Source organism: Brevundimonas vesicularis (genome assembly GCF_044807075.1).
GTDB classification, from domain to species: domain Bacteria; phylum Pseudomonadota; class Alphaproteobacteria; order Caulobacterales; family Caulobacteraceae; genus Brevundimonas; species Brevundimonas vesicularis_G.
The window spans coordinates 377,905-402,801 of record NZ_CP085234.1 but is presented as its reverse complement, the minus strand read 5'-3'; the positions used below and the strand labels follow the sequence as shown (position 1 = coordinate 402,801).

Annotated in this window: 25 protein-coding genes and 1 pseudogene; 12 read left to right on the top strand and 14 right to left on the bottom strand. The window is 67.4% G+C overall.

The features are described from left to right. The first annotated feature begins 107 nt into the window (after positions 1-107). The 8 genes and pseudogenes from infB to LG306_RS01905 all read left to right on the top strand — a co-directional run bounded on the left by infB (position 108) and on the right by LG306_RS01905 (position 8,491). Positions 108-3,128, top strand: coding sequence for a translation initiation factor IF-2 (infB, locus tag LG306_RS01940; protein WP_404417701.1), 3,021 nt, complete (start codon positions 108-110; stop codon positions 3,126-3,128). A 243-nt stretch (positions 3,129-3,371) separates the two neighbouring features. Further along, complete coding sequence (locus tag LG306_RS01935) at positions 3,372-3,809, top strand: DUF2141 domain-containing protein (protein ID WP_404417698.1); 438 nt, start codon at positions 3,372-3,374, stop codon at positions 3,807-3,809. Between the two features lie 23 nt (positions 3,810-3,832). Then, positions 3,833-4,156: pseudogene (locus tag LG306_RS01930) on the top strand (carotenoid oxygenase family protein); the annotation flags it as partial. Positions 4,157-4,212: 56 nt separating this feature from the next. Further along, on the top strand, positions 4,213-5,310 hold the full coding sequence (locus LG306_RS01925; protein WP_404417695.1) for a carotenoid oxygenase family protein: 1,098 nt from the start codon (positions 4,213-4,215) through the stop codon (positions 5,308-5,310). Positions 5,311-5,376: 66 nt separating this feature from the next. Continuing rightward, a complete protein-coding gene (locus LG306_RS01920) occupies positions 5,377-6,531 on the top strand; it encodes an acyltransferase family protein (protein WP_404417692.1) in 1,155 nt (384 codons plus the stop codon). Between the two features lie 36 nt (positions 6,532-6,567). Then, positions 6,568-7,098, top strand: a complete 531-nt coding sequence (locus LG306_RS01915) for a CHAP domain-containing protein (RefSeq protein ID WP_404417689.1) — start codon at positions 6,568-6,570, stop codon at positions 7,096-7,098. Positions 7,099-7,134: 36 nt separating this feature from the next. Further along, a complete protein-coding gene (locus LG306_RS01910) occupies positions 7,135-7,932 on the top strand; it encodes a tryptophan 2,3-dioxygenase (RefSeq protein ID WP_404417686.1) in 798 nt (265 codons plus the stop codon). Positions 7,933-8,005: 73 nt separating this feature from the next. Beyond that, positions 8,006-8,491 carry a PA2169 family four-helix-bundle protein gene (locus LG306_RS01905; RefSeq protein WP_404417683.1) on the top strand — a complete coding sequence of 162 codons (486 nt, stop codon included), beginning with the start codon at positions 8,006-8,008 and terminating at the stop codon, positions 8,489-8,491. 75 nt (positions 8,492-8,566) lie between these two features. On the opposite strand, the gene rplS is transcribed toward LG306_RS01905, so the two are convergent. The 3 genes from rplS to LG306_RS01890 all read right to left on the bottom strand — a co-directional run bounded on the left by rplS (position 8,567) and on the right by LG306_RS01890 (position 11,738). After that, the gene (gene rplS / locus LG306_RS01900) at positions 8,567-8,989 is read right to left on the bottom strand and encodes a 50S ribosomal protein L19 (RefSeq protein ID WP_017505017.1); all 423 of its coding nucleotides are present in this window, start codon (positions 8,987-8,989) and stop codon (positions 8,567-8,569) included. 1 nt (position 8,990) lies between these two features. Next, positions 8,991-9,716: a tRNA (guanosine(37)-N1)-methyltransferase TrmD gene (gene trmD / locus LG306_RS01895; protein ID WP_404417680.1), complete on the bottom strand. Its 726-nt coding sequence runs from the start codon at positions 9,714-9,716 to the stop codon at positions 8,991-8,993. A gap of 186 nt (positions 9,717-9,902) precedes the next feature. Continuing rightward, complete coding sequence (locus LG306_RS01890) at positions 9,903-11,738, bottom strand: DUF885 domain-containing protein (protein ID WP_404417677.1); 1,836 nt, start codon at positions 11,736-11,738, stop codon at positions 9,903-9,905. Positions 11,739-11,928: 190 nt separating this feature from the next. On the opposite strand from LG306_RS01890, the gene LG306_RS01885 reads away from it, so the two are divergent. Both LG306_RS01885 and LG306_RS01880 read left to right on the top strand, forming a co-directional pair. Then, positions 11,929-12,066, top strand: coding sequence for an entericidin A/B family lipoprotein (locus tag LG306_RS01885; RefSeq protein WP_039247129.1), 138 nt, complete (start codon positions 11,929-11,931; stop codon positions 12,064-12,066). A gap of 106 nt (positions 12,067-12,172) precedes the next feature. After that, entirely contained in the window at positions 12,173-12,565 is a 393-nt protein-coding gene (locus LG306_RS01880; RefSeq protein ID WP_039247128.1) for a YidB family protein, read from the top strand. A gap of 4 nt (positions 12,566-12,569) precedes the next feature. Here the strand turns inward: LG306_RS01880 and LG306_RS01875 are convergent, their stop codons facing one another. From LG306_RS01875 to trxA, 7 genes are all read right to left on the bottom strand, one after another. Further along, a complete protein-coding gene (locus LG306_RS01875; protein WP_404417674.1) occupies positions 12,570-14,336 on the bottom strand; it encodes an AmpG family muropeptide MFS transporter in 1,767 nt (588 codons plus the stop codon). Between the two features lie 43 nt (positions 14,337-14,379). Continuing rightward, positions 14,380-15,918 carry a response regulator gene (locus LG306_RS01870; protein WP_404417671.1) on the bottom strand — a complete coding sequence of 513 codons (1,539 nt, stop codon included), beginning with the start codon at positions 15,916-15,918 and terminating at the stop codon, positions 14,380-14,382. A gap of 73 nt (positions 15,919-15,991) precedes the next feature. Beyond that, positions 15,992-17,608 carry a YifB family Mg chelatase-like AAA ATPase gene (locus tag LG306_RS01865; RefSeq protein WP_404417668.1) on the bottom strand — a complete coding sequence of 539 codons (1,617 nt, stop codon included), beginning with the start codon at positions 17,606-17,608 and terminating at the stop codon, positions 15,992-15,994. A 60-nt stretch (positions 17,609-17,668) separates the two neighbouring features. Then, positions 17,669-18,625, bottom strand: a complete 957-nt coding sequence (gshB, locus tag LG306_RS01860) for a glutathione synthase (protein ID WP_295198405.1) — start codon at positions 18,623-18,625, stop codon at positions 17,669-17,671. Positions 18,626-18,703: 78 nt separating this feature from the next. Beyond that, complete coding sequence (locus LG306_RS01855) at positions 18,704-18,898, bottom strand: Trm112 family protein (RefSeq protein WP_242077553.1); 195 nt, start codon at positions 18,896-18,898, stop codon at positions 18,704-18,706. A 25-nt stretch (positions 18,899-18,923) separates the two neighbouring features. Then, positions 18,924-19,580: an LON peptidase substrate-binding domain-containing protein gene (locus LG306_RS01850; RefSeq protein ID WP_026108391.1), complete on the bottom strand. Its 657-nt coding sequence runs from the start codon at positions 19,578-19,580 to the stop codon at positions 18,924-18,926. 55 nt (positions 19,581-19,635) lie between these two features. Then, positions 19,636-20,553 (bottom strand): thioredoxin, encoded by a 918-nt coding sequence (gene trxA / locus LG306_RS01845; protein WP_404417663.1) that lies wholly within the window; start codon positions 20,551-20,553, stop codon positions 19,636-19,638. Positions 20,554-20,595: 42 nt separating this feature from the next. Between trxA and LG306_RS01840 the strand changes: the two genes are divergently transcribed. Continuing rightward, a complete protein-coding gene (locus LG306_RS01840; protein WP_404417660.1) occupies positions 20,596-21,327 on the top strand; it encodes a nuclear transport factor 2 family protein in 732 nt (243 codons plus the stop codon). Positions 21,328-21,372: 45 nt separating this feature from the next. Here LG306_RS01840 and LG306_RS01835 read toward each other — a convergent pair whose 3' ends face one another. After that, entirely contained in the window at positions 21,373-21,888 is a 516-nt protein-coding gene (locus LG306_RS01835) for a prolyl-tRNA synthetase associated domain-containing protein (RefSeq protein WP_404417657.1), read from the bottom strand. 37 nt (positions 21,889-21,925) lie between these two features. On the opposite strand from LG306_RS01835, the gene LG306_RS01830 reads away from it, so the two are divergent. Beyond that, a complete protein-coding gene (locus LG306_RS01830; RefSeq protein ID WP_156146787.1) occupies positions 21,926-22,693 on the top strand; it encodes a DUF6065 family protein in 768 nt (255 codons plus the stop codon). Between the two features lie 43 nt (positions 22,694-22,736). Here the strand turns inward: LG306_RS01830 and LG306_RS01825 are convergent, their stop codons facing one another. From LG306_RS01825 to LG306_RS01815, 3 genes are all read right to left on the bottom strand, one after another. Beyond that, positions 22,737-23,309, bottom strand: coding sequence for a CC0125/CC1285 family lipoprotein (locus LG306_RS01825; RefSeq protein ID WP_242077546.1), 573 nt, complete (start codon positions 23,307-23,309; stop codon positions 22,737-22,739). Between the two features lie 98 nt (positions 23,310-23,407). Continuing rightward, positions 23,408-24,040 (bottom strand): LysE family translocator, encoded by a 633-nt coding sequence (locus LG306_RS01820; RefSeq protein WP_112862973.1) that lies wholly within the window; start codon positions 24,038-24,040, stop codon positions 23,408-23,410. A gap of 195 nt (positions 24,041-24,235) precedes the next feature. Further along, positions 24,236-24,862: a hypothetical protein gene (locus tag LG306_RS01815; RefSeq protein WP_404417652.1), complete on the bottom strand. Its 627-nt coding sequence runs from the start codon at positions 24,860-24,862 to the stop codon at positions 24,236-24,238. Between the last annotated feature and the right edge of the window lie 35 nt (positions 24,863-24,897).

Here is a 24,897-nt window from a genome sequence, read left to right as displayed (position 1 = left end):
GATTTTAGCGGCCGAGGGCCTGTCTCCAAGGGCGGAGACGGGCTCACGGTCGTTCATGGGTATTAGATGAGGACGGCGGGCCTTTCCGCCCCGAGTAAAGCGACCGGATGAGCGACGAAAACGACAAGACCAACCAAGGCCAGGGCAACACGGGCGGCACGCCGTCCCAGACGGGGCCGCGCGCTCCGCTGAGCCTGAAGCCGCGCGTTGTGGGATCGGTGCCGACCGGCACCGTGAAGCAGAGCTTCAGCCATGGCCGATCCAAGACGGTGGTGGTCGAGACCAAGCGCCGCGCCGGCGCCGGCGGGCCGCAACGTCCGCAGGGCTTCGATGTCGCGCGTCCTCAACAGGCCGCTCAGGCGCCGCGTCCGCAAGGTCCGCGTCCGTCGCAACCCGCCGGCGGCGCCCTGTCGGCCGAGGAGCAGGAAGCGCGCCGCCGCGCCATCGCACTGGCCACCCAGGCAAACGCCGCCAAGGCCGCAGCTGAAGCCGCCGCCAAGGCCGCTGCAGACGCCGCCGCCCGCGAGCAAGCCGCGGCCACAGAGCGCGCCGCCCAGGCGGCCCGTGACGAAGCCGCCGCCGCCAAGGCCGCCGCAGAAGCCGCACGCGCCGAAGCCGCCAAGCTGACGGCGGCTGCGCCCGCCGCCCCGGCCAAGCCCGCACCCAAGCCGGCCGCGCCGGTCGCCGCTGTGCCGACCCCCGCTCCCGCCGCGCCGGCTCCGACACCCGCTCCCGCCCGTCCGGCCGCTCCGGCCCGTCCGGTGGTCAACTTCGGCCAGCGCGTGCCCAAGCCTGGCAATCCCCAGCGCGCTGCGCCCGAGCGTCCGGCCTTCGGCGGGCGTTCGGCCCGCGAGCAGGCGATGGGCGGCGGCGATCGCGCCTATTCGGACCGTCCGCAGAGCGATCGCCCGCAAGGCGATCGTCCGCAGGGCGCCCGTTCGGGCCCTGGCGGCCAGCGTCCGCAAGGCGCCAAGCCCGCCGAGCCCGTCCGCTATTCGGCCCTGAATCCGCGTCCGGCGCCCGGCGCCGCGCGTCCCGGCGGTCCGCGCTCCGGCCCCGGCGGTCGCGCCGCCCCGAACGCCCCTCCGGCCGAGGCCAACGTTCTGCGTCCGGCCCGTGCGCCCGGCGCCGGCTTCGGTCGCCCGGCCGGTCGTGACGACGATCGCGAGAAGCGTTTCTCCGACGCCGGCAAGGCGGTCAGCCGCACGCGCGGTGAGCCCAAGCGCCGCGAAGGCCGCATGACCATCCAGTCCGTGGTCGGCGACGGCGACGCCGCCGAGCGGATGCGCTCGCTGGCCTCGGTCCGCCGTGCCCGCGAACGCGAGAAGGAAAAGCGCAAGGGCGGCTCGACCGATGCGCCCAACCGTCCGCGCGAAGTCGTCATTCCCGACGTCATCACCGTGCAGGAGCTGTCCAACCGGATGGCCGTGCGCGGCGTCGACATCATCAAGTTCCTGATGAAGCAGGGCCTTATGATGAAGATCAACGACGTGATCGATTCTGACACCGCCGAACTGGTGGCCGAAGAGTTCGGCATGGCCGTCAAGCGCGTCTCGGAATCCGACATCGAAACCGGCTTCCTGGGCGAGGCTGACGACGCCGACGCCTCCGACACCCGCGCGCCGGTCGTGGCCATCATGGGCCACGTCGACCACGGCAAGACCTCGCTGCTCGACGCCCTGCGCACGACCGACGTCGCAGGCGGCGAAGCCGGCGGCATCACCCAGCACATCGGCGCCTATCAGGTTCGCCTGCCGGACGACCAGAAGGTCACCTTCCTGGACACCCCAGGCCACGCCGCCTTCTCGGCCATGCGAGCGCGGGGCGCCAATGTGACCGACATCGTGGTCCTGGTCGTCGCCGCCGACGACGGCGTCATGCCTCAGACCATCGAAGCCATCCAACACGCCAAGGCGGCCAACGCGCCCCTGATCGTGGCGGTCAACAAGATGGATAAGCCCGGCGCGACGTCGCAGAAGGTCGTAAACGAGCTGCTGCAGTACGAAGTCATCGCCGAAAGTCTGGGCGGCGAGACCCAGATCATCGAGGTCTCGGCCAAGGAGCGGATGAACCTCGACGGCCTGCTGGAAGCGATCCTGATCCAGGCCGAGGTCATGGACCTGCGCGCCAATGCTGATCGCTCGGCCGAAGGCGTGGTCATCGAGGCCAAGCTGGACAAGGGGCGCGGGCCGGTCGGCACCGTCCTGGTCAAGCGCGGCACGCTGAAGCGCGGCGACATCGTCGTCGCCGGCGGTTCGTGGGGCAAGGTTCGCGCCCTGCTGAACGAACGCAACGAGCAGCTGACCGAAGCCGGTCCGTCGGTCCCGGTCGAGATCCTGGGTCTGGACGAGGCGCCGTCGCCCGGCGATGTTTTCGCCGTGGTGGATTCCGAGGCCCGCGCTCGCGAGCTGACCGAATACCGTCAGCGGGTGAAGCGCGAGAAGGCCCAGGTCTCGGGCGGCTCGGTTTCGCTGGTCGACATGATGGCCAAGCTGGGCTCCAAGAAGATCAGCGAACTGCCGGTGGTCATCAAGGCCGACGTGCAGGGCTCGGGCGAAGCCATCTCCGCCTCGCTGGAGAAGATGGGCAATGACGAGGTCCGCGCCCGGATCGTCTATTCCGGCGCCGGCGGCATCACCGAGAGCGACGTCAACCTGGCCAAGTCGGCCGGCGCGCCGATCCTCGGCTTCAACGTCCGCGCCTCGAAACAGGCTCGCGACCTGGCCGAGCGCGAAGGGGTCGAGATCCGCTATTACTCGATCATCTACGACCTGCTGGACGACATGAAGGGCGTGCTTTCCGGCATGCTGGCGCCGCTGCAACGTGAAACCTTCTTGGGCAACGCCCAGGTGCTTCAGGTCTTCGACATCTCCAAGATCGGCAAGATCGCCGGCTGCCGCGTCACCGAAGGCGTGGTTCGCAAGGGCGCGCGCGTCCGCATCATCCGCGACGACGTGGTGGTGCTGGAACTGGGCGTGCTCAACACGCTCAAGCGCTTCAAGGACGAAGTCAACGAGGTGCCTTCGGGCCAGGAGTGCGGCATGCAGTTCCAGGGCTTCCAGGACATCAAGGAAGGCGACTACATCGAGTGCTTCACGGTCGAAGAGATCAAGCGCACGCTGGACTAGTTCCTCGTCGCGAGCACGAAGAGACCAAGGCCCGGAACTCAGGTTCCGGGCCTTTTCTTTTGCAGGCCGGACACGAAGCGTTCGGCGGTGTGCGTTCGCGCTTCGCCAACGCCCATGCCTGTTCATTCGCGAACGGCGACCGTGCATCGCCGCAGGCGCGGTGGCGAAGGGCAGGGGACGACGGCACGGTCCGGTCATCGAGGGCCGGTCGTCGGTCCTCTCACTGACACAGGACACGCCGTCATGAAGACCGTCGCCGCCATCGCTCCCGTCCTCGCTCTCGCCGCCGCCCTCACCGTTTCGGCGCCGACCGCGCCGGCCTTCGCCGCCGACCTGACCATCGCCTTCCCGAGCGCCGCGCCCCAAGGCCAGATCATGGTCGCCGTGTTCAACAGCGAGGCCAACTATGGCGGTGAGGGTCAGCCGGCCCAGGTCGCCATGCTGGATGTGGCCGCCGGCCAGACCAGCATCACCTTCGACGGCCTGCCCGACGGCGACTATGCCGTCCGCGCCTTCCACGATTTGAACGGCGACGGCAAGATGAACACCAACCCCTTCGGCATGCCGGTCGAGCCCTTCGCCTTTTCCAACAATGCCGTCGGCAACATGGGGCCGGCGTCTTGGGAGCGCGCCAAGTTCGCGGCCGCCGGCGCGACGACCCAGTCGATCGACCTTAAGTAAGCGACGAAAGCCGGAGCCCGATCATGATCCCCTCACGTCGTTCCTTCCTGATGGGCGCCGCCGCCCTCTCGGCCGCAGTCGCCACGCCTGAAATGGTGCGCGCCGCCGCCGCCCTGGACGCCGTCGCCGAGACGAAGGCCGACTGGGCGCTGGCGACCCAGGACATCGAAGGCGACATCGCGCGCCAAACGATGCGCCTGGTCCACGGCCGGGCGCCGGCGGGGTTGCAGGGCGCGCTGTATCGCAACGGACCGGCCAAGTTCCGGCGGCCGGGCGGCTCGGCAACCCACTGGTTCGACGGCGACGGCATGATGCGCGCCTTCCGCATTCACGATGGCCAGGCGACGCTGGAAGCGCGGTTCGCCGACACGCCAAGCGCCGCACGGAAACGGCGCTGGACGCTGTGGTCACGCCGGGTTTCGGCACCAAAGGCGACGCGCGCGCCCGCATCGGCTCGAACGACGACGCCAACGCCGCCAACACTGCCGTCATGGTCGCTGGCGATCAGGTCTGGGCGCTGTGGGAGGGGGGATCGCCCCTGGCCCTGTCGGCGTCGGACCTGTCGACGCGCGACTTCGTCACCCTGCGCGATGACCTGAAAGGCATGCCGTTCCAGGCCCATCCGCGCTACGCCCCCGACGGGTCGATCTGGAACGTGGGTTCGGCGGGCGGTCAGGCCGTCATCTGGCATCTGCGCCCGGATCGCAGCCTGAGCGACGCCCAGGTCGTGCCCCTGCCGCGTGCCAGCTATATGCACGACTTCACCGCCACCGACCGGCACGTGATCCTGGTGCTTCAGCCCTGGATGTTCGAAAACCGCGCCATGCCGGTGACCGCAGGCCTGGCCTGGCGACCCGAGATGGGGACGCAGGTCCTGGTGCTGGACAAGGACGACCTGAGCAAACGCCGCCTGTATGAGTTGCCGGGGTTCTTCCATTTCCACCTGGGCGACGCCTGGGCCGAGCGCGACGGCACGATCCGTTTCGATGTGCCCGTCAGCGGCGATCCGCGCTTCGCGGTCGATGGCGCGCGGGTTCTGGTGGACGGGTATGGGGTCGTTCCGGGCGATCCGGCGAAACTGGCTCTGATCACCCTGCGCCCGGACGGACGCGCCGACATGACCTATAGCGATGTCGTCGGCGAATTTCCGAAAGGCGATCCGCGTCGTGCGGGACTGAAGCGCAGCCTGACCGCCCATACCTCCGGCGAGACTCGCGGCCGGCCCCTGCCGACGGGACTGGCGGTCCACGACTGGGACAGCGGTCGCTCGCACGCCTTCGAATTCGGCGTGCATCAGGTGGTCGAGGAGGCGGTCTTCGTGCCCAAGCCCGGCGCGACGGTGGAACGGGACACCTGGCTGGTCGGACCGTCTGTAAATTTGAAGGACGGGCGGACGGAACTGCACGTCTTTGACGTGGCGCGGATCGAGGACGGCCCGGTCGCGACCTGGCAGGCGGACGTGGCCCTGCCGGCCGGCTTCCATGGCGTCTGGGCGGGATAAGGTCGCACGGGCACAACCTTTGCGGGCCTTCACGGTTCGAAAAGGCTGACGTGCCAAGGTGAGACCATGACCCCCGTCCAGACGCCCGCCGATCTTCGCCCCATCACCGCCCTGCGCTTCGGCGCCGCCATGTGGGTCGCCGTCTACAGCTTCTGGGAAAACCTGGCGGGCGCCGGTCAGTCTGGCCTTGTCGCCAAGGGCTATCTGGGGGTCGAGCTGTTCTTCGTCCTGTCCGGCTTCATCCTCAGCCACGTCTATCTGGCGGCGGCGGGCGAGAAGCGGTTCTCGTATCGCGGCTTCCTGTGGGCGCGGATCGCGCGCGTCTATCCGCTGCATATCGCCACCCTGATCGGCGTGGGGCTGCTGGCGGCCGCCGCCTTGTTCGCCGGCATGAGCGTGGACGCCAATGTGCTGAGCTGGGCGTCGCTGCCCGCCAACCTCTTCATGGTTCATGCCTGGGGGCTGGCGCCGGTCGCGGGCTGGAACCATCCATCCTGGTCCATCTCTGCGGAGTGGTTCGCCTATCTCTGCTTCCCGCTGTTCGCCTTCGTCTTCTGGCGCCTGCGTCATCGGCCGATCGCGGCGGTGGTCGGGGCTGCGGCCTTCCTCGTCATCCTCTATTTCGCGTTTGAGCAACTGGCCGGCTTCGCCCTGACCGAGGCGACGATCCGCTGGGGCGCGCTCAGGATCGTGCCGTGCTTCGCGTTGGGCTGCGCTCTCTATCTCGTTTATCGCCGCGCGCCGTTGAAGGCGCCGTGGGTGTGCGCCGCCGTCTCATTCGGGCTGATGGTCCTCAGCGCCGCGCTCGGACTCTGGGACGGCGTCACGGTTCTGCTGGCCGGGGCCTTGATCCTTTCACTGGCCTCGCTGCCCAACGCGCGCGCCGGATGGCTGGCCTCCAAGCCTGCCGTCTACCTCGGCGAGATCAGCTATTCGGTCTATATGGTCTGCGTGCCGTGGAAGCTTTTGGCGGTCGGTCTGGCCGCCAAACTGTTCGACGCGCCGGACAAGCAGCTTCAAATTTTCGTGTGGTTGGCGATCCTGGCCCTTCTGCCGGTTGTCGCCGCCGTCTCCTATCATCTCGTCGAACGCCCGGCGCGCAAGGCTCTCAGGGACATGGCCGACAGGCGCGCCAAGCGTCACAACAAGGTTTCAGAAGGAAATATGAAGCACGGCGATATGCCGAAACAACTTGCGACAGGGCGTGATCCCGTGGCCTAAAGGGCGCTTCCAAAGGCGGGTCGGGATACCCCAAGCATGTTGAAACGGCTCAAAGCCGCCGCGGTTGCGGCGACCCTCGGTTTTTTTGCGCTGGGCGCCGTTCCCTCTACCGCAAAGGCTGATGAGCCCTATTGGCAGTGCGTGACCTTCGCGCGCATGTTCTCCGGCATCAACATCTTCGGCGACGCCTGGACCTGGTGGCGTCAGGCCGCCGCCAACTTCCGCACCGGCAAGGCCCCGGAAACCGGCTCGGTTCTGGTCTTCCGTCCCGAGGGCCGCATGAGCCGGGGCCACGTCGCCGTCGTCTCCGACATCCTGACCGACCGCGTCGTGCGCGTGACCCACGCCAACTGGGGCGGCAGCCGCGGCAAGGTCGAAGAGAACGTCACCGTCGTCGACGTCTCGCCCTCCAACGACTGGTCGCAGGTCAAGGTCTGGTACAATCCGATCAACGATCTAGGCACGACGGTCTATCCGACCTACGGCTTCATCTACAAAGGCGCCCGCGACGCCTTCGACGCCGGCCGTCAGATCGCCGCCAACGTCTCGGCCAAAGGCCAGCACTAAGCTTGCACCGCCCGCCATCGCGGGCGATAGGCGGGCATGACCCAATCCAGCGACATCACCTACGCCGGCTATCTGGCGTTGGACGACCTGCTTTCGACCCAGCACCCGCTGTCGGACCAGCACGACGAAATGCTGTTCGTCGTCATCCATCAGACCAAGGAACTGTGGCTCAAGCAGATCCTGCATGAGACGGCCCTGGCCCAGTCGATGGTGCGCGCCGGCGACCTGGTCCCGGCCTACAAGAGCCTTGCGCGCGTATCCCGCATCCAAGCGGTGATGACCCATAGCTGGGACATTCTGTCGACGATGACGCCGTCGGACTATCTGCGGTTCCGAGGCTCGTTGGGGTCGTCCTCCGGCTTCCAGAGCGACCAGTTCCGACGCTTCGAGGCCATGCTGGGCCTGAAGGACGCCAGCTTCCTGAAGTTCCACGAAGACCGCCCCGAGGCCCTGGCCGCGCTTCAGGCCGCCATCGCGGCGCCTAGCCTTTACGATGACGCCCTGGCCCAACTGGCAAAGGCCGGTCTGCCGGTGCCCGCCGAGGTGCTGAACCGCGACGTGACCCAACCCTATGAGCCGTCCAAAGCCGTCGAGGCGGCCTGGCTGGAGGTCTATCGCGACACGGAGCGGTGGTGGGTCCTGTATCAGCTGGCCGAGAAGCTGGTCGATCTGGACGACGCCCTGCTGACCTGGCGGCACAAGCACGTCGTCACGGTCGAACGCATCATCGGTCGGCGTCGCGGCACGGGCGGAACCGAAGGCGCGGCCTATCTGGCCTCGACCCTGACCAAGCGCTGCTTCCCCGAGCTGTGGTCGCTTCGCACCAAACTTTGATGTCGCAGGCGGCAACCTTCGCCGCGCCGGACCATTTCGCCGTTTGACCGCAACAGCGGAAGGAATGGACGAGATGAGCAACCCCAACGCCCACGACATCAAGGTTCTGAACGGCCTGATCGAAACGACGCTGGACAGCGCGGAGGGCTATCGCGAAGCCGCCGAACAGACGCAGGACCCGCACTACCGCACCCTGTTCGAGCGCCGCAGCAGCGAACGCCAGCAGGTCGTCGACGACCTGTCGGCCGCCGTGCGCGGTCTGGGCGGCGATCCGGAATCCGATGGATCGATCCTGGCCAAGGCCCATCGCGCATTTCTGGATGTGAAACACGCTCTGCTGCGTAACGACGATTCTGTCGTCGGTTCGATCAACTCGGGCGAGGGGTTCATCGCCAAAAAATATGAAAAGGCGCTGGAAGACACCGGCATTTCCGCCACAACGCGCGAGACGATCCGGCGCGCCTACGCTGCGGTGAAGACCGAGCATGAGCAGATGGAAGCCCTGAAACACAGCCTGGAAGGCCAGCGCGACGCGGCCAACCCCTTGTTCCCGCAGTAATCCCGGACTGACGGAATAGAAAAAGGCCCCGGTGTTTCCACCGGGGCCTTCGTCATTTGATCGTCTAGCCTGAAACTAGGCTTCTTCGGTCTTGGCGGCCGAACCGGTTTCCGGAACGACGACGCCCTTGGCGGGACGGACCGTCTGGCGCTCGGCGATACGGGCCGACTTGCCGCGACGATCACGCAGGTAATAAAGCTTGGCGCGACGCACGACGCCGCGGCGCTTCACTTCGATCGACTCGATGTTCGGCGACAGGATGGGGAAGCGGCGCTCGACGCCTTCGCCGAACGAGATCTTGCGGACCGTGAAGGTTTCGCTGATGCCGCCGCCGTCACGGGCGATGCAGACGCCTTCGAAGGCCTGAACGCGCTCGCGCTCGCCTTCCTTGATCTTCACGTTGACGCGCAGAGTGTCGCCGGGCTGGAATTCCGGGATTTTGCGTTCGCCCAGGACGCGGGCTTTTTCTTCGGCGTCCAGCTGTTGAACGATGTTCATGTCATTTCTCCTCGGGCTTTGCGCCCTTTAGCTGTGAGTTGGCGAGATGCGCCTGCCAGAGGTCCGGCCGCCGCTCCCGCGTAGTCGTCGCCCGCTGCGCCTCGCGCCATCGCGCGATCTTCTTGTGATCGCCCGACAGCAACACCTCGGGTATCTCAAGCCCCTCGAACGTCCGCGGTCGTGTGTACTGCGGGTGTTCCAAAAGCCCATCCTCGAAGCTCTCGGACGACAGGCTGTCGCCTGAGCCGAGCACGCCGGGGATCAGTCTTACGCACGCCTCGATCGCGACCATCGCCGCCGCCTCGCCGCCGGCGAGAACCGCGTCTCCGACCGAGACCTCCTCGAACCCGCGTGCGTCCAGCACCCGCTGATCCACCCCCTCGAAACGACCGCACAGCACGACGATGCCGTCGGCTTTCGCCCATTCCTTGACGCGCGCCTGGGTCAGGGGCCGACCCCTGGCGCTCATGTACAAAAGCGGCCGCTTGGGTCCCGGCAGGCTATCCACCGCCCGGGCCACAACGTCCGCCTTCAGCACAGCTCCCGGGCCGCCGCCCGCAGGGGTGTCGTCCAGGAAGCCGCGCGTATCTGTGGAAAAGGCGCGAATGTCAACCGTTTCCAGGCTCCACAAGCCCTTCTCGCGCCAGGCCGTGCCGATCAGAGACACGCCGAGCGGGCCCGGAAAGGCCTCGGGAAACATGGTCAGGACGGTTGCGTTGAAAGGCATGGCGGCGGCTCTTACACGAAAACCGCACCATTGCCTCCCTCTCCAATTGGGAGAGGGCTTGAGCCTCGGAGAGCCGCAGGCGATCCGCAAGGCGAAAGGGTGAGGGTTGGGTCTTGCGACCTGGCCCGCCAGCCGACCCTCATCCGGCTCTTCGAGCCACCTTCTCCCAATGGGAGAAGGAAGCCGTCAGGTCGTCGGCGCCCCGCCGCCCGCCGCGATCCAGCTGTCCACCTGATCCTCCAGCACGTCCAGCGGCACCGAGCCGGAGCCTAGCACGACCGCGTGGAAGTCCTTTATGTCGAACCGGTCGCCCAACGCCGTCCTGGCCCGGTCGCGCAGTTCCTCGATCTTCAGCTCGCCGATCTTGTAGCTGGTCGCCTGGCCGGGGTTGGTGATGTAGCGCTCGACCTCCTTTTCGATGTCGCGCTCGGACAGCAGGGAGTTCTGGCGGAAATAGTCCATCGCCAGTTCTCGGCTCCAGCGCTTGGCGTGCAGGCCGGTGTCGGTCACCAGACGCACCGCGCGCCACAGCTCGGTCGAGAGCCGGCCGAAGTCGGAATAGGGGTCCTGATAGAAGCCCATCTCCTTGCCCAGTTGTTCGGCGTACAGCCCCCAACCTTCCGCATAGGCGCCATAGCCGCCGAACCGACGGAAGCGCGGCAGACCCTCGATCTCCTGCGCATAGGCGATCTGGAAATGGTGGCCCGGCGCGCCCTCGTGATTGCTGATGCCCTCGATCTGGGGCTTCAGCACCTGGGTCATGTCCGACAGATTGACGTAGTAGATGCCCGGCCGTGATCCGTCCGGCGCGGGCGAGTTGTAGAAGGCGATCGAGGCCGTCGCCTCGCGGAACGGCTCCACCGCCCGCACCTCCAGCGCCGCCTTGGGCAGGGTCGAGAACCACTGCGGCGCCGCCGCCATCACCTGGGCGATGAAGCCGCGCGCGTCGGTCAGATACTGCTCCTTGCCCTCGGGCGTGTTCGGATACTGGAACCGGGGATCCGTCTTCAGGAAGGCGAAGAACGCCTGCAGCGAGCCGGTGAAGCCGACCTGGGTCTTGATGGTCTCCATCTCGGCCTGGATGCGGGCGACCTCGGCCAGACCGATCTGATGGATCTGGTCGGCGGTCAGGTCGGTGGTGGTCGAGAGCTGGAGCCGGGCGTTGTAATAGGCCTCGCCCTGCGGCAGGCGCCACACGCCCGCATCGCTGTCCGCCTTGGGCTGCACCTCGGCCAGCGCCGTCAGCACGGTCTCGAACCCGGCCTTGTAGGGTCCGGTCAGCGCCGCGCGGCCTTCCGACAGCAGCCGGTCCTTCGTCGCCTGATCCGTCTCCAGCGCCGCGACCTTCTTGGTGAAGTCGGCCCAGACGGGATTGTCCGCGCCATCGTCGAACGGCGCGCCGGTGATGACGTTGCGGGTGTTGGCGATGGACGGGGCGAAGACGAAGCGCGGCGAGACGACGCCCGCCGCCGCGCGCTGACGCAGTTCGTCGGCCACCTGATCCATCTGCGGCTCGGCGGCCTTGATCCGCGCGACATAGGCCTCGGCGTCGGCCACGCTGGAGACCCGGTGGTTGTTGATCAGAAAGACCGGCAGGCTGGTGGTCGGATTGCCGTTGGCGGCGAACTGAAAGCCCCAGTCGCGCCACTGGTTCGACAGCCGCGCCTGCTGAACGCCATATTCGAACATCCGCCACGACACCCGCGCCTGCGGTCCCAGCTTCTGCGGATCGAACTGGGCCTTCATCTGCGCCAGTTGCGCCTCCTGAAGCGCCAGGGCCCGGTCGGCGGCGGCGTCCGACACGTCGTCCAGCTTGTCGTAGTCGGTCTTGATGCCCAGAGACGTCATCTGCTGCGGGCTCAGCGCAATCCGCGCCTGGAAGGCCTGCTCAAAGAAGGCGTTCAGCCGCGCGTCCTCGCTTTCGGTTGCGGCTGTCGATGCGGGGGTGGAGGTCTGCGCCAGCGCGGGCGCGGCGGACAGCACCGCCATCATGGCGGCGGACGAGATCAGAAGACGACGCATGAACAACCCCTCGTGAAACAGGGGCGCACCTTCGGGGCCGCGTGCGCGCGGCGCAAGCGATCAATGCCGCCGCCGTTGCGGCGATCGGACACGCCGACAGCAAAATCTTCGATACGGCGTCGCTTGATGCAACCCAAGTTCAGGGTCGGCGTTTCGACGAAACTTGACCATACCAACAAGGGTTCAAACCATGCGCAAGATCATCACCCTGTCCATCGTCGCCGCCGCTCTGGCCGTGTCGGCCTGCAACACCATCGCCGGCGCCGGCCGCGACGTCTCGGCCGCCGGTTCGGCCGTCACGCAAGGCGCCAACGACGCCAAGAACTAAGGCTTTCCAACAAGCCGATGTTGCAAAGGCCCGCCGGATCCCGGCGGGCCTTTCTCGTATTCGTCGCATGACAGTGTTACGGTGCGCCATCATTCGGGAGACGGCGATGGGCTTTCTGGACAATGTGGTGAAGGGTCTCGGCGACGACGCCGCAGGCGGTCTGAGCGACCTGCTCAAGGGTCAGGGCGGCGTCGGCGGACTGGCCGAGAAGTTTGGCCAGGCGGGGCTGGGCGATGTGATCGGCTCCTGGGTCGGCACGGGTCCGAACGCCAACATCTCGCCCGAGCAGATTACGGCCGTCCTCGGCCACGGCCCCATCGCCGACATCGCCGCCAAGATGGGCGTGACCCCCGAACAGGCCGGCGAGACCCTGGCCGGTCTTCTTCCCGAAGCCATCGACCGCCTGACTCCAGGCGGTCAGATCGACGGCGCAGACGACCTGCTCGGCAAACTGCCGGGCGGCCTGGGCGACATGATCGGCGGCTTTCTGAAGCGCTGAAGCCTCAGGACGGCTGGCCCTCGGTCGCCGCGATCGCAGCCTCTTCTTCGATCGCGGCCTTCTGGCGCGCCTGAAGCGCGGTCTGCTTGGAAGCCACGATGAAGGCCAAGACGATCCCGAACACACCGATGATCGCTGAGTACAGGAAGAAGGCCACATAGCCCGCGCCTAGCGCCGCGGGGGTCACGCCGCTTGTCGCCGCTCCGGTGGACAACACGCCGGGTTGCAGATTGGCGAACAGCGCCCGCAGGCCAGCGAAAGGCCCGGTGCCTTCGGCGGCTCGCGCCGAAGCCTCGACGATCCGTCCCGATTGGGTCGCGATCAGCTTGCCGGGCAGGGCGTACAACGATGTGAACAGGGCGTACTGGGTCGCGGTAAAGCCGATCGACGTCAGGCTGGACATATAGGCGATCAAGGCGGTCCCGGCGTATCCGCTCGAGACGTTGTCCACGCCGATGGCGACGGTCAGGGCCGACAAGCTATGTCCCTGGGTCGCCAGCCAGGCGAAGATCAGGTTGGACACAGGGCTCATGAAGGCGCCGATCACCATGGTGCGGATCAGGCCGAGCTTGGCGACCGACCAGCCGCCGATGATCACGCCCAGACTGGTCATGACCACGCCAAACACCTTGCGCACCTCGGCCAGTTCCGTCTTGGAAAAGCCGAGGTCGATGTAGAAGGGCGGCATGATGTTCAGCACGAAATCCGCCAGGCGATAGACGCAGATCAGCGCCAGGATCAGCGTCGCTACGCCCGAGAAGCGCCTGTAGAAATCGGCGAGGGGCTGGCCGAAAGATCCTGCGAGATAGGCGCCCGGCCGCGTCTTCGTTCCCGGCAGCGGCCAGCAGGCCATGACCATCACGGCCAGGCCCATGAGCACCAGAGCGAACTGCAGATAGACGCCCTCCGGCTTCGCCGCCAGCGCCGCTGCGACCGCCGCCTTGCCGTCCGGGCCGAGGCCGAAGAGCCCGAACAGGGCGTTCAAAGGCGCCGACTGTCCTGTCAGGCCCGAGCCCAGGAACATGGCGGCGACGGCGATGACCGCCAGACGCGCGATCCACTCGAAGATTTCCAGCTTTGGTCGCGAGGGAACGTCTCCGACCGGGATGGCTCGGATCGAGTGCGCCTTCTCTCGCGGCGCAAACAGCACCCCGGCGATACCGATACCCATGAGTGCGGCCATCACCGCGTAAGAAAGGTTCCAGTTGTAGAGATCGGCTAGCACCAGCGGCACGGCCCCGGCCACGATCATGGCGACGCGGTAGCCCAGCTGATAGGCGGCGGCCATGGCGCCATGGCGGCTGTCGTCGGCCGCTTCGATCCGCCAGGCGTCGATGACGATGTCTTGGGTGGCGCCGAAGAAGCCGACGAGGGCGGCGAAGCCGGCCACGGCGATCAAGGCGTTGGAGGGATTCAGGGTCGAAATCGACCATAGACCGAAGATGATTACGCCTTGCGTGACCAGCATCCAGGCGCGTCGATGACCAAGCAGAGGCGTCAGAAGCGGGACGGCGGTTCGGTCGATCAGTGGCGCCCAGACGAATTTCAACGAGTAGCTGAGTGTGGCCAGGGCGAAGAAGCCGATCACTTCGAGCGTCAGGCCGCTCTCTCGCAACCAGGTGGTCAGGGTGTCGAAGATCAGCAGGTTCGGCAGGCCTGCCGAAAAGCCCAGCAACAGCATGATGAACACGCGCCGCTCGCCATAGACGGCGAGACCGCCGAAACGGCCGGCGGGCTTGCCGTTGGCGGGGGGATGGGCTTGGTCGGTCATGCACGGCTCCGGCGCGGCGGCCGAAAACGCGGACGCCTGTAACTCAGCCGACCTTGGCGCGGATGTCGCGCTTCGTCCAGCGGGCGAGGGCGGCGCGCAGGGCCTCGGCGTCCAGCGGCTTGACGATATGGTCGTCCATGCCGGCCTCCAGACAGGCGCGTCGGTCCTCGGCGAAGGCATTGGCGGTCAGGGCCAGGATCGGCGTCGTATCGCCCGCCGCGCGGATGGCGCGGGCGGCGGCGGGGCCGTCCATGCCGGGCATCCGCATGTCCATGAAGACCACGTCGTAGCGCGCGCGTTTCAGCGCCGCGACGGCTTCGTCGCCGGTGGCGGCCGTCTCGACGGTGCAGCCCTCGCGGCGCAACAGGGTGCGGGCCAGAAGCGCGCCGACGGGATTGTCCTCGGCCAGCAGGACGCGGATGCCGGCGAACTGCACGGGGGCGACGCGGTCGTCTTCGATCGGGGCGGCGCAGTGGGCGCTGGACTTGTCGGGCGCCTCGGCGCCGATGGCGGCCAGGACGCGCTCGGCCAAGGACGCGCGACGCAAGGGCTTGATCAGATAGCCGTGGAAACCAACGGCGCGATAGCGGGCGATCAGGTCGCGGTCGGCCGGTTTCAGCAGGACGATGCCGCGACCGCTCGAAGGCAGGGCCGCCAGCGCGCCCGCCAAGGCGTCGGCGTGATCGACCAGAGTAACCGGGGCCGCATCCGCCACGACGCCGCCCGAGGCCTCGATCTGGGCGCGAGCCGCCGACAGGACGAAGGGATCGACGGCGCGCACCGCGACCGTCTGGCCGCGCAACGGCTTGTCGCGCGCCACCGCGACGGCGGCGAAGGCGGCCTCGAAGCGGAAGCGGGCGCCCCCGCCGGTTGCGGCGCCGTCGGGCCGGCTTTCGACCTTCACCGAGCCGTCCATGGCGGCGGCCAGCTTTCGCACGACCGCCAGACCCAGGCCCGCCCCATCCTGACGGGCCGCGTCGGAACTGTCGGCGTGGCCGAATTCCTCGAATATACGTGTGCGCGCCTCGGGCGCAACGCCGGGGCCGGTGTCGTCGACCAAGAAGGCCAGACGCGGGCGCGCCGCGCTGCCGCCGATGCGCTCGACCGAAATGCGCACGCCGCCGGTGTCGGTGAACTTCACGGCGTTGCCCGCCAGGTTGAAAAGCACCTGACGCAGCCGGCCTTCGTCCGCCAGCACGTCGGGCGCGTCGGCGGCGACCGACCAGACGATCTCCAGCCCCTTGTCGTGGGCGCGCGGGCTCAGCAACTCGGCGACGCCGCGCACCAGACCTTCCAGATCGACGGGCGCCAGATCGAACTCCAGCGCCCCGGCCTCCAGCCGCGCATAGTCCAGCAGGTCGTTGACCAGACCCAGCAGATGTTCGGCCGACTGACGCGCGTTCTCGGCATAGGCGCGCTGGGCGCCGTCCAGCCGGGTGCGTTGCAACAGGTTGATCATGCCGATGACGCCGTTCAGCGGCGTGCGCATCTCGTGGCTCATAAGCCGCAGGAACTGCTGGGCGGGGTCGACGGGCGCGCTTGTGCGCTCCTCGATCCGCTTCGTCGCCGTCCGTCGCGTCATGGCCGCCTCCCCAACGCGACACAGCCTAAAGACCGACGGTTAAGGATGTCTCCACCATGTAACGATGGCCGTTTCACGCGTGCAGGACGGGCGTCTGCTCGTCGTCGCCCTCGCGTAGGCCGAACCCTTCATGGCGCTGCGCCACGCGGCGGTCGAAGTCGGCTTCGGCGCCGATGGTGGTGCGGCGATAGATCAGGGCCTCGGCGATGTGGCGACGCAGAACGCCGGTGCTGCCGTCCAGGTCGGCGATGGTGCGCGCCAGGCGCAGGGTGCGGGTCCAGCCGCGCGCGGTCAGTCCGCCGGCCTCGCCCGCCCGCATCAGCAGCATTCGGCCCGCCTCGTCCGGCGTGGCGAACCGATCCAGCGTGCCGCCGGAGGCGCGGGCGTTCAGGCCTTGGGCGGCGTCCAGCCCCGCCTCGCGCACCCGGTCCTCCTGCATGGCGCGGGCGGTCGCGACGCGCGCCCGCGCTTCGGCCGTGCCTTCGGCGGGCGGGGGCAGGGCCATGTCGGCGGCGGTGACCGGCGGGGTCTCCACCGTCAGGTCGATGCGGTCGAACATCGGACCCGAGACGCGGTTCTGATAGTCGCGCTGGCAACGCGGAGCCTTGCCGCAGGCCCCGCGTCCGGCCCCGCCCATGCCGCAGCGGCACGGGTTCATCGCCGCAACGAGCTGGAACCGCGCGGGATAGCGGATGTGGGCGTTGGCGCGGGCGACGACGATCTCGCCCGTCTCCAGCGGCGCCCGCAGCGAGTCCAGGGCCTGGGCGCTGTATTCCGGCAGTTCGTCCAGGAACAGCACGCCATTGTGCGCCAGCGAGGCCTCGCCGGGCTTGGCGCGAAGACCCCCGCCGGTCAGGGCCGCCATTGAGGCGGAATGGTGCGGGCTGCGGAACGGGCGATCGCGGGTCAGGGCGCCGCGTTCGATCAGGCCGGCGACCGACCAGACCATCGAGGTCTCCAGCAACTCTTGCGAGGTCAGGGGCGGCAAAAGGCCCGGCAGGCGCTGCGCCATCATCGACTTTCCCGACCCCGGAGGGCCGATGAACAGCAGGTTGTGGCCGCCGGCCGCCGCGATCTCCAGCGCGCGCTTGGCGCTTTCCTGACCCTTGACCTCGCGCAGGTCGGGCACGGCCTTGCCGTCCGCCAGCGGTCCGGGCTCGGGCGCGCGCAGAACCTGGGTTCCCTTGAAATGGTTGACCAGGCTGATCAGCGAGCGCGGCGCGAGGATGCGGGCGCCGCCGGCCCAGGCCGCCTCCGGTCCCGTCGCCTCGGGGCAGATCAGACCCAGGCCCATGGCGTCTGCTGCGACGGCGGCGGGCAGGGCGCCGCCGACCCGCGCGATCTGGCCGTCCAGCCCCAGCTCGCCGATGGCGGCCCAGCCGTCGAGCGCATCGGGCGCGATCACCCCCATGGCCGCCATCAGGGCCAGGGCGATGGGCAGGTCGAAATGGCTGCCTTCCTTGGGCAGGTCGGCCGGCGCCAGGTTGGCGATGATCCGCTTGGCGGGCAGGGCCAGACCGATGCCGGCGAAGGCCCCGCGCACCCGCTCCTTGCTTTCGGCCACCGCCTTGTCCGGCAGGCCCACGATGTTGAAGATCGTCGGCCCGTCAGCGCCGATCAACTGGACCTCGACGTCCACGCGCCGGGCCTCGACCCCGTCAAAGGCGACCGTGACAACCCGCGCGACCATGTCGTTCTCCCAGCTGAGCAAGAGAACGAACCATGAACCGAAATCTAATTCAAGTGGCGATCACGCAACCTGTGCGGCGCGTTTGGCCTCGATGGCGTCCCACATCAGGGCCGTGGCGTCGATGCCGGTGAAGGCCTTCAACTGCTGGGCGCCGGTGGGGGAGGTGACGTTGATCTCGGTCAGATAGTCGCCGATCACGTCGATGCCGACGAAGATCAGGCCGCGTTCTCTCAGTGTCGGACCGATGGCGGCGCAGATTTCCAGGTCGCGCGGCGTCAGCTCGACCGGCATGGCCGTGCCGCCGACATGAAGGTTTGAGCGCACCGCGCCCGCCGCCGGGACGCGATTGATGGCGCCGACGGGCTCGCCGTCGATCAGCAGGATGCGCTTGTCGCCCTTGGAGACTGCGGGAATGAACTTCTGGATCACCAGCGGATCGCGGCTGCCCGCGGCATGGATCTCGATCAGGGCGTCCAGGTTGGGGTCGTCGGCGCGCAGCTTGATGACGCCCGAGCCGCCGTTCCCGTGCAGAGGCTTCAGAACCACCTCGCCGTGCTTCTTATGGAAGGCGTCCAGGGCGACGGGGTCGGCCGAGATCAGGGTCGGCGGTTGCAGGCCGGGGAAGGCGGTGACCATCAGCTTTTCGGGGGCCGAACGCACCTGGGCCGGGTCGTTGACCACCAGGGTCCGGGGATGCACCGTCTCCAGAAGATAGGTGGCTGTGACATAGGCCATGTCGAACGGCGGATCCTGGCGCATCAGGATCACGTCCACGTCCTCGGCCAGATCCAGCTTTTCCCAGTCGCCGAAGTCGACGTGGTTGCCGACCTCGCGCCGCACGGTGATCGTGCGGGCGCGGCAATAGAGGCGGCCCTCTTCCAGCGCCAGGGTGCGGAAGTCATAGACCCACTGTTTGTGACCGCGCGCCTGGGCCGTCTCGGCCATCAGGAAGGTGGTGTCCCCGGCGATGTCGACGGCCTCGATCGGGTCCATCTGGATGGCGACTCTGAGGGTCATTTTCTTGGGCCTATCGCGCGTCGCGCTACTTGAGGACTTGTTCGTTGGCCTATCGCGCTTCGCGCTGCTTGAGGCCGATCAGTCGAGCTGTCGCGCTTCTTCGGCCAACATGATCGGCACGCCTTCGCGGATCGGATAGGCCAGTTTGGCGCCCGTCGAGATCAACTCGTTGGCGTCGCGGTCGTAGGTCAGCTTGCCGCGCGTGACCGGGCAGACCAGCACCTCCAGCAGGCGGGGATCGACGGAGACCGGGGTGTTGAAAGCATCACTCATGGCGGGTTCCTGAAAGCGTGGCCGCTTATTGCATGGACGGCGCAGCGTCGTCACCGCCGTCGGCGGCGTCGATGCGCATCAGGGCGGTCAGGGCCTCGGCGCGGGGCATCAGGCCCATCGCCTCCAGCAGCGCCTGTTTCTCGGCCGGTTCGAAGGGCAGAGCCATAGACAGGCTGTTGACCAGGGCCTCCATCGGTGCCGTTTCGGCCGTTTCCCAATCGATGTCCAGAAGCCGGTGGGCCATATAGGCGCGCAGGGCGTCGAGGAAGGCGTCGCGGTCGAAGTCCGGCTCCTCGGGCGGGGAGACCAGATCGTCCTCATAGGCCTCGAAGGCCGCGCGAACCTGGCGATAGGGGGTCTTGGACGGCATTTCGGCGGCGATGCGGAAGCGTGACACGCCGGTCAGGGTGATCAGATAGCGCCCGTCGGAAGTCTCGGCGAAACTGGTGATCCGACCCGCGCAGCCGACCGGCGACAGGCCGGGCAGGGCCGGCGTGCCGCCCTTGGGTTGGACCAGACCGATGATTCGGTCGCCGGCCATGGCGTCGTCCACCATGTTCAGATAGCGCGGCTCGAAGATGTTCAGCGGCAGCTGTCCGCGCGGCAGCAGGATGGTCCCGCCCAGCGGGAACACCGGGATCACCTGGGGCAGGTCGAGGGCGCGGACATAGCCTTGAGGCATCACTTCTCCTGGGGCCTACCGCGCTTCGCGCTGCTTGAGGCCCGCTTGTTCTGGATCACGAAAACAGAATGGACGACAGGCGGCGACGACCATCCTTGGATACGTCCGAGGTCAGGCCCGCCGCCTCGAAGATGACCAGCAGCTGTTTGCGGGCCGCCTGATCGTTCCACTCGCGGTCGGCCTGGATAATGGCCAGCAGATTGTCGACCGCGCCCTTGAAGTCGCCGGCCGCGCTCTGGGCCTCGGCCAGGTCGAAACGCGCCTGATGATCGTTCGGATCGGCGGCGACCTTGGCCTCAAGTTCGGCAGAGGCGCCGGCCAAATCGCCAGTGGGGGCTTTAGACGCCAGGGCCAGTTGGGCGCGCACGCTCTGGACCGCCGGCTCCTTGGAGTCCTGCGGCGCCATGGCGATGGTCTGGGCCGCCTGTTCGGGGTCGCCGCCCGCCAGATAGACCCGCGCCATGCCGGCGATGGCCTTCTCGTTCTCGGGCTCGATCGACAGGACGTGGGCGAAAGCTTGGGCCGCGCCGCCGAAGTCGTTCAGGCCCAGCGATTCCTCGCCAAGCTCCAGCAGTTGCGCCGTCTCGGTCGAGCCCCCCTGACCGCCGGTCAGCTTGTCGATGAAGGCCTTGATCTGACTGTCGGGAATGGCGCCCTGGAAGCCATCGACCGGTTGGCCGTTGACGAAGGCGTAGACGGTCGGGATCGACTGCACCCGCAGTTGGCCCGCATAGGCCGGGTTAGCGTCGACATCGATCTTGACCATCTTCACCGCCCCCTTGGCAGCGCGCACGGCCTTCTCCAGCGCCGGGCCCAGGGTCCGGCACGGCCCGCACCAGGTGGCCCAGAAGTCGACGATGACCGGCTGATGTTTCGACGCCTCGATGACGTCGGTCATGAAGGAGGCGTCCGTGCCTTCTTTGATCAGGTCGCCGGCGGCGTCGGGGGTCAGGGTCGGGTCGAGCAGGGTCATGGGCGAGGTCCGCGCAAAGATCGGTCAGGTTCAACGGTTCAGATGGCGTCGGGATGCGTCGGCATCAAGCCGGGAAAAGGTCGCGCCGGAATTTCAGACGGCAGTCATGAAAAACACCGTCTAATTCGTCTAATTCGTCTGACTTCCCCCGCCGCGTATGCGCCCATCGACCGTGATCCACGAGATGGTGAGGCGGCGCGGATCATCAAGCGTCGGCCGCTCGGTCCAAACCTTGTTATCCGGATTGATGCGCCAATCAGGCTGATGCAGAGTTGGGCCGTCGAAGCAACGAGGCATCCCATGTCCGCCAAGGTTTTCATCGCATCTGTGGCGGCATGCGCCGGTCTGCTCGTCTCACCTGCCATCAGCCAGACGGCGGACGCCGCGCGCGTCCCGCCTGCTATCGGCGCGGCTTACGGACGGCTGGGCGCCGCGATCCGTGCGCACGACGCAGACGGCGTTCGCGCCGTTTGGGCTGACGACTTCGTTGTCAACTCGCCCAACAATGAAGTCCTTAATCGTGAGCAGGTCATCTCCGTGATGGTGTCGGACTTTCTGGACTACAGAGACTTCCACAAACACATCACCTTCGTCGGCGAAAAACCCGAGATCACCGTGGTGATGGGGTACGACACGATGGTCCCGATCAAGGGTCCCGGAGCGGGCCAGCAGGTCACGCGGCCTTTTACGGACGTCTGGGCTCAGCGCGGCGGGACCTGGGTCCTGGTGGCTCGTCAGGCGACTATCGCTGCGGTCAGCCCGGCCTCCGAATAATCCCGGCCGATGGATGTGGGGGCGGCGGCCTTCTACGCCGTCGCCTCATTCCGACAGCGCCCCAAAATCCACCATGATCGGCTCCCGCCCCAGCAACGCCAGCACTCGCCGGAAGGCCGACTGATCCAGGGCGGTCGTCGCCGTATTGGTCAGGGGATGGAAGTTGACGATGTCGGCGTCCCACAGGCGCTGGTCCAGCACGAAGGTCACGCGGCGGTCTGTGTCGTTGATCAGGCCCAGCGCCGTGACCGAGCCGGGGCGGACGCCCAGCGTCTCCCACATCAGCGTCTCGGCGCCGAACGACAGGCGGCCCGACCCCATGACGGCGGCGGCGCGTTTCAGGTCGATCACCGTGTCCTGACGCGCCGAGATCAGCCAAAGGCGGCCTTTGTGATCCTTGAGGAACAGGTTCTTGGTGTGGGCGCCGGGCAGGTCGGCCTTGAGATCCAGCCCTTCCTCGACCCGAAAGACGGCCGGGTGGTCGTGGGTCGCGTGATCCACGCCGTTCGCCTTCAGCCAGACGGTCAGGGTCTCGCGGTCGAAAGCGGGTGCGTCAGTCATGGTTGAGCCGTCGGGTTTCGGGCGTTAGGAAATGGTCATGGTCGATACCGTCAACACGCGCCCGCTGGAACTGGAATGCTATCCGATGACGGCCCGGCCGCCGGACCTCGTGCCCGGCCGCCAGTCGCGCAACTGGATGGACGCCTTCATCAGTCGCCACCCCTATCGCTGTCTGCCGCTGAACATGGCCAACACCACGGGGTGGGAGATCCTGTGCCCGTTCGGCTTCTCGGCCGAGTGGAACGGCGGTCCGCGCCAGGAAGACATCGTCATCACGCCGGATCGGCCCCAGCACGATCTGGCCCATTTCGTCACCTCGCACTTCTCGCGCGGGGTGCTGACCATGCATCCGCAATATCTGTTCCGCACGCCGCCCGGCTGGGGGATGATGTGTTCGGGGTCGCCCAATCATGTGAAGGACGGCATCCAGCCGCTGGTCGGCCTGATCGAGACGGACTGGCTGCCCTTCCCCTTCACGATGAACTGGATCTTCACCCGGCCGGGACGGATCACCTTCGAGAAGGGAGAACCCTTCTGCTTCATCAATCTGATCGAGCACAAGAAGGTCGAGCAGTTCCAGCCGATCATCCGCACGCTGGAATCCAACCCGGTGATGAAGGGCCAGTTCGAGGCCTGGAACCGCGCCCGCACCGACTTCAACCAGCGTCTTGCCGGCGGCGATCCCGATGCGGCCAAGGAGGCGTGGCAGCGCTACTATTTCAAGGGCGAGGTGCCGGAGGATCTGGGCACGGCGCCCGCGACCCACTCCAACAAGCGCCGGCTGAAGTCGCCGCGGGTGGGATGAAAGAAAAAGCCCCTCTCCACTCGGTGGAGAGGGGCTTTCAGCATTAGGCCGCCGGGCGGGTGACCTGCGGGCCCAAGTTCTGGATCACCTCGCGGGCGTCGAAGGCGTTGGGGTCGTTGGCGGGTTTGGGGCCGCGACCCAGGACGATTTCGGCGTTGGCCTCGAAGCGGTCGACCTGACGGACGTCGAAATCGTTGACACCCCACGGGCCGTAACGGTCCCACGGGCTCCAGAAGCCGCTGCGGTAGTAGCGCCACGACGGACCCCAATAGGGGCTGTAGAAGCGGTTATAGCCCGAATAGAACGGGTCAGGCGTGCCGACGAAGCGGGTGTCGCGGTCGGTGGCGCGGTTGACGGTGGCGAACCAGTCATAGCCGCTCTCGACCGTCAGTTCGGCCGAACGCAGCAGCAGCGACTGCTCGACCTGTTCGCGCGAGGTCAGCGAGTTGCCCGAGAAGCTGACCCGGAAACGGTTGTTCTCCAGGCGCTGCTCGGCATAGCCGCCACGCTGGCCGTTGAAGCCTGCGGGTTGATACGGGGTGGCGGTGGCGCAGGCCGCCAGGGCCAGACCGGCGGCGACGGTCACCGCCAGGGTCTTCAGGGGGAGGGTTTTCATGACATCAAACTCCTTGATCGCCCATTCGGGCGCTCTGACGGCTGAACGGAGCATGAACGGCGGCGTTCCGACCACTGTATGACGAAGCGTCGCGGCGTCTAGAGCCGAAGAACGATCAGCACGGCGGCGACCATCAGCAGCAGGCCGACGAAGACGCCGAAGCCCTTTCGAAAGCGCGGTTGCTGCATGCGGCGCGACAGGGCGGCGCCGGACAGGGCGTAGGTGCTCATCGACACCATATCCATGCCGATGGCCGCCATGGCGAACATCGCCATCTGCGGGGCGACCGGGCGGTTCACGTCGATGAAGGGCGGCAGCACGGCGGTGAAGAACAGGATAGCCTTGGGGTTTGCGATCTGGACGGCGAACCCGTCGATCAGGGCGCTGCGGCCTTTCTTGACGACGACCTCGTCGGGATCGGCGGCGGTGGCGAAGGCGCCGCGCAGCGCCTTGATCCCCAGCCACGCGACATAAAGCGCGCCCAGGACGGCGATGACCTTGAAGGCGGCGGGAAAGGCCTTCACCAGAGCGCCCAGACCCAGGGCCGCGGCGCCGAACCACACCAGGGTCGCGGCATTCATGCCCAGCACGCCGATCAGGGCGGAGGCGCGGCCCTTTTCAACGCCGGTCGCGACGGCGAACAGATTGGCCGGGCCGGGCGTGATCGCCATCACCGCCATGACGCCGAGGAAGGTCGAATAAAGGTGCGGATCGACGGGGAGGGCGGACATGCGGCGCGATGTCGCTGCTATAAAGAAGAGCGTCAAGCCAATCCGTCTCCTCCCCATTCCATGGGGAGGTGGCGCGGCGCCTCTTCGCGCCGTGACGGAGGGGTTCTTGGATGCACCCCCCGCGCCTGTGGGACGTCAAGAACCCCTCCACCGCTGCGCGGTCCCCCTCCCCACACGTGGGGAGGAGACAGCAAATCAGGCGGCCGGACGGGCCGGGGGCTCCGGCGGTTCAGGGGCTTCCGGGGCCTCGGGGGCTTCGGGAACCTCGTCTGCCGCTTCATCCTCGACGACGGCGTCGGCGGCCTGGTCCAGGGCGTATTGGGCGACCAGGCTGTAGGTCTCCATCTGTTCGGGCGTCGGATTGGTCCAGGCGCTGTTGCGGGCGATGCCTTCGGCGGTGACGACGCCCTTTTGCATCCCCTCTTCCATCGCCTGTTTGACCTCGGGGTCGTTCAGGGCGTCGGCGACAATGGCGTCGACGTCGATGTCCTTCAGCGCCTGGGCGGCCATTTCGGTGGCGTGTTTCGTGGTCTCGGCGGTGAAGGCGGCGACGTCGGGCGCATAGTCCGACCACAGGGCGGCGATGCGTCGGCCGCGTTCGGCCTCGCTCAGACTCTTGTCCTCGGAAATCGCCTCGGCGCGTTCGCCAAAGGTCTCCATGCGCGCTTCGAAGGCGTCGGCGGCGGCTTCCATCCGGGCCTCGGCGGCTTCGGCGGAAGCCGGAGCGGGCGCAGGCGCGGGCCCTGGCGCAGGGGTCTGGGCCAGAGCCGAGGAGAGAGGCGCGAGCGCCAGGGCGGCGGTCAGGCTGAGCAGGCGGATCATGGGACGGCTCCCGTTGAATGACCCGCGCAAACTCC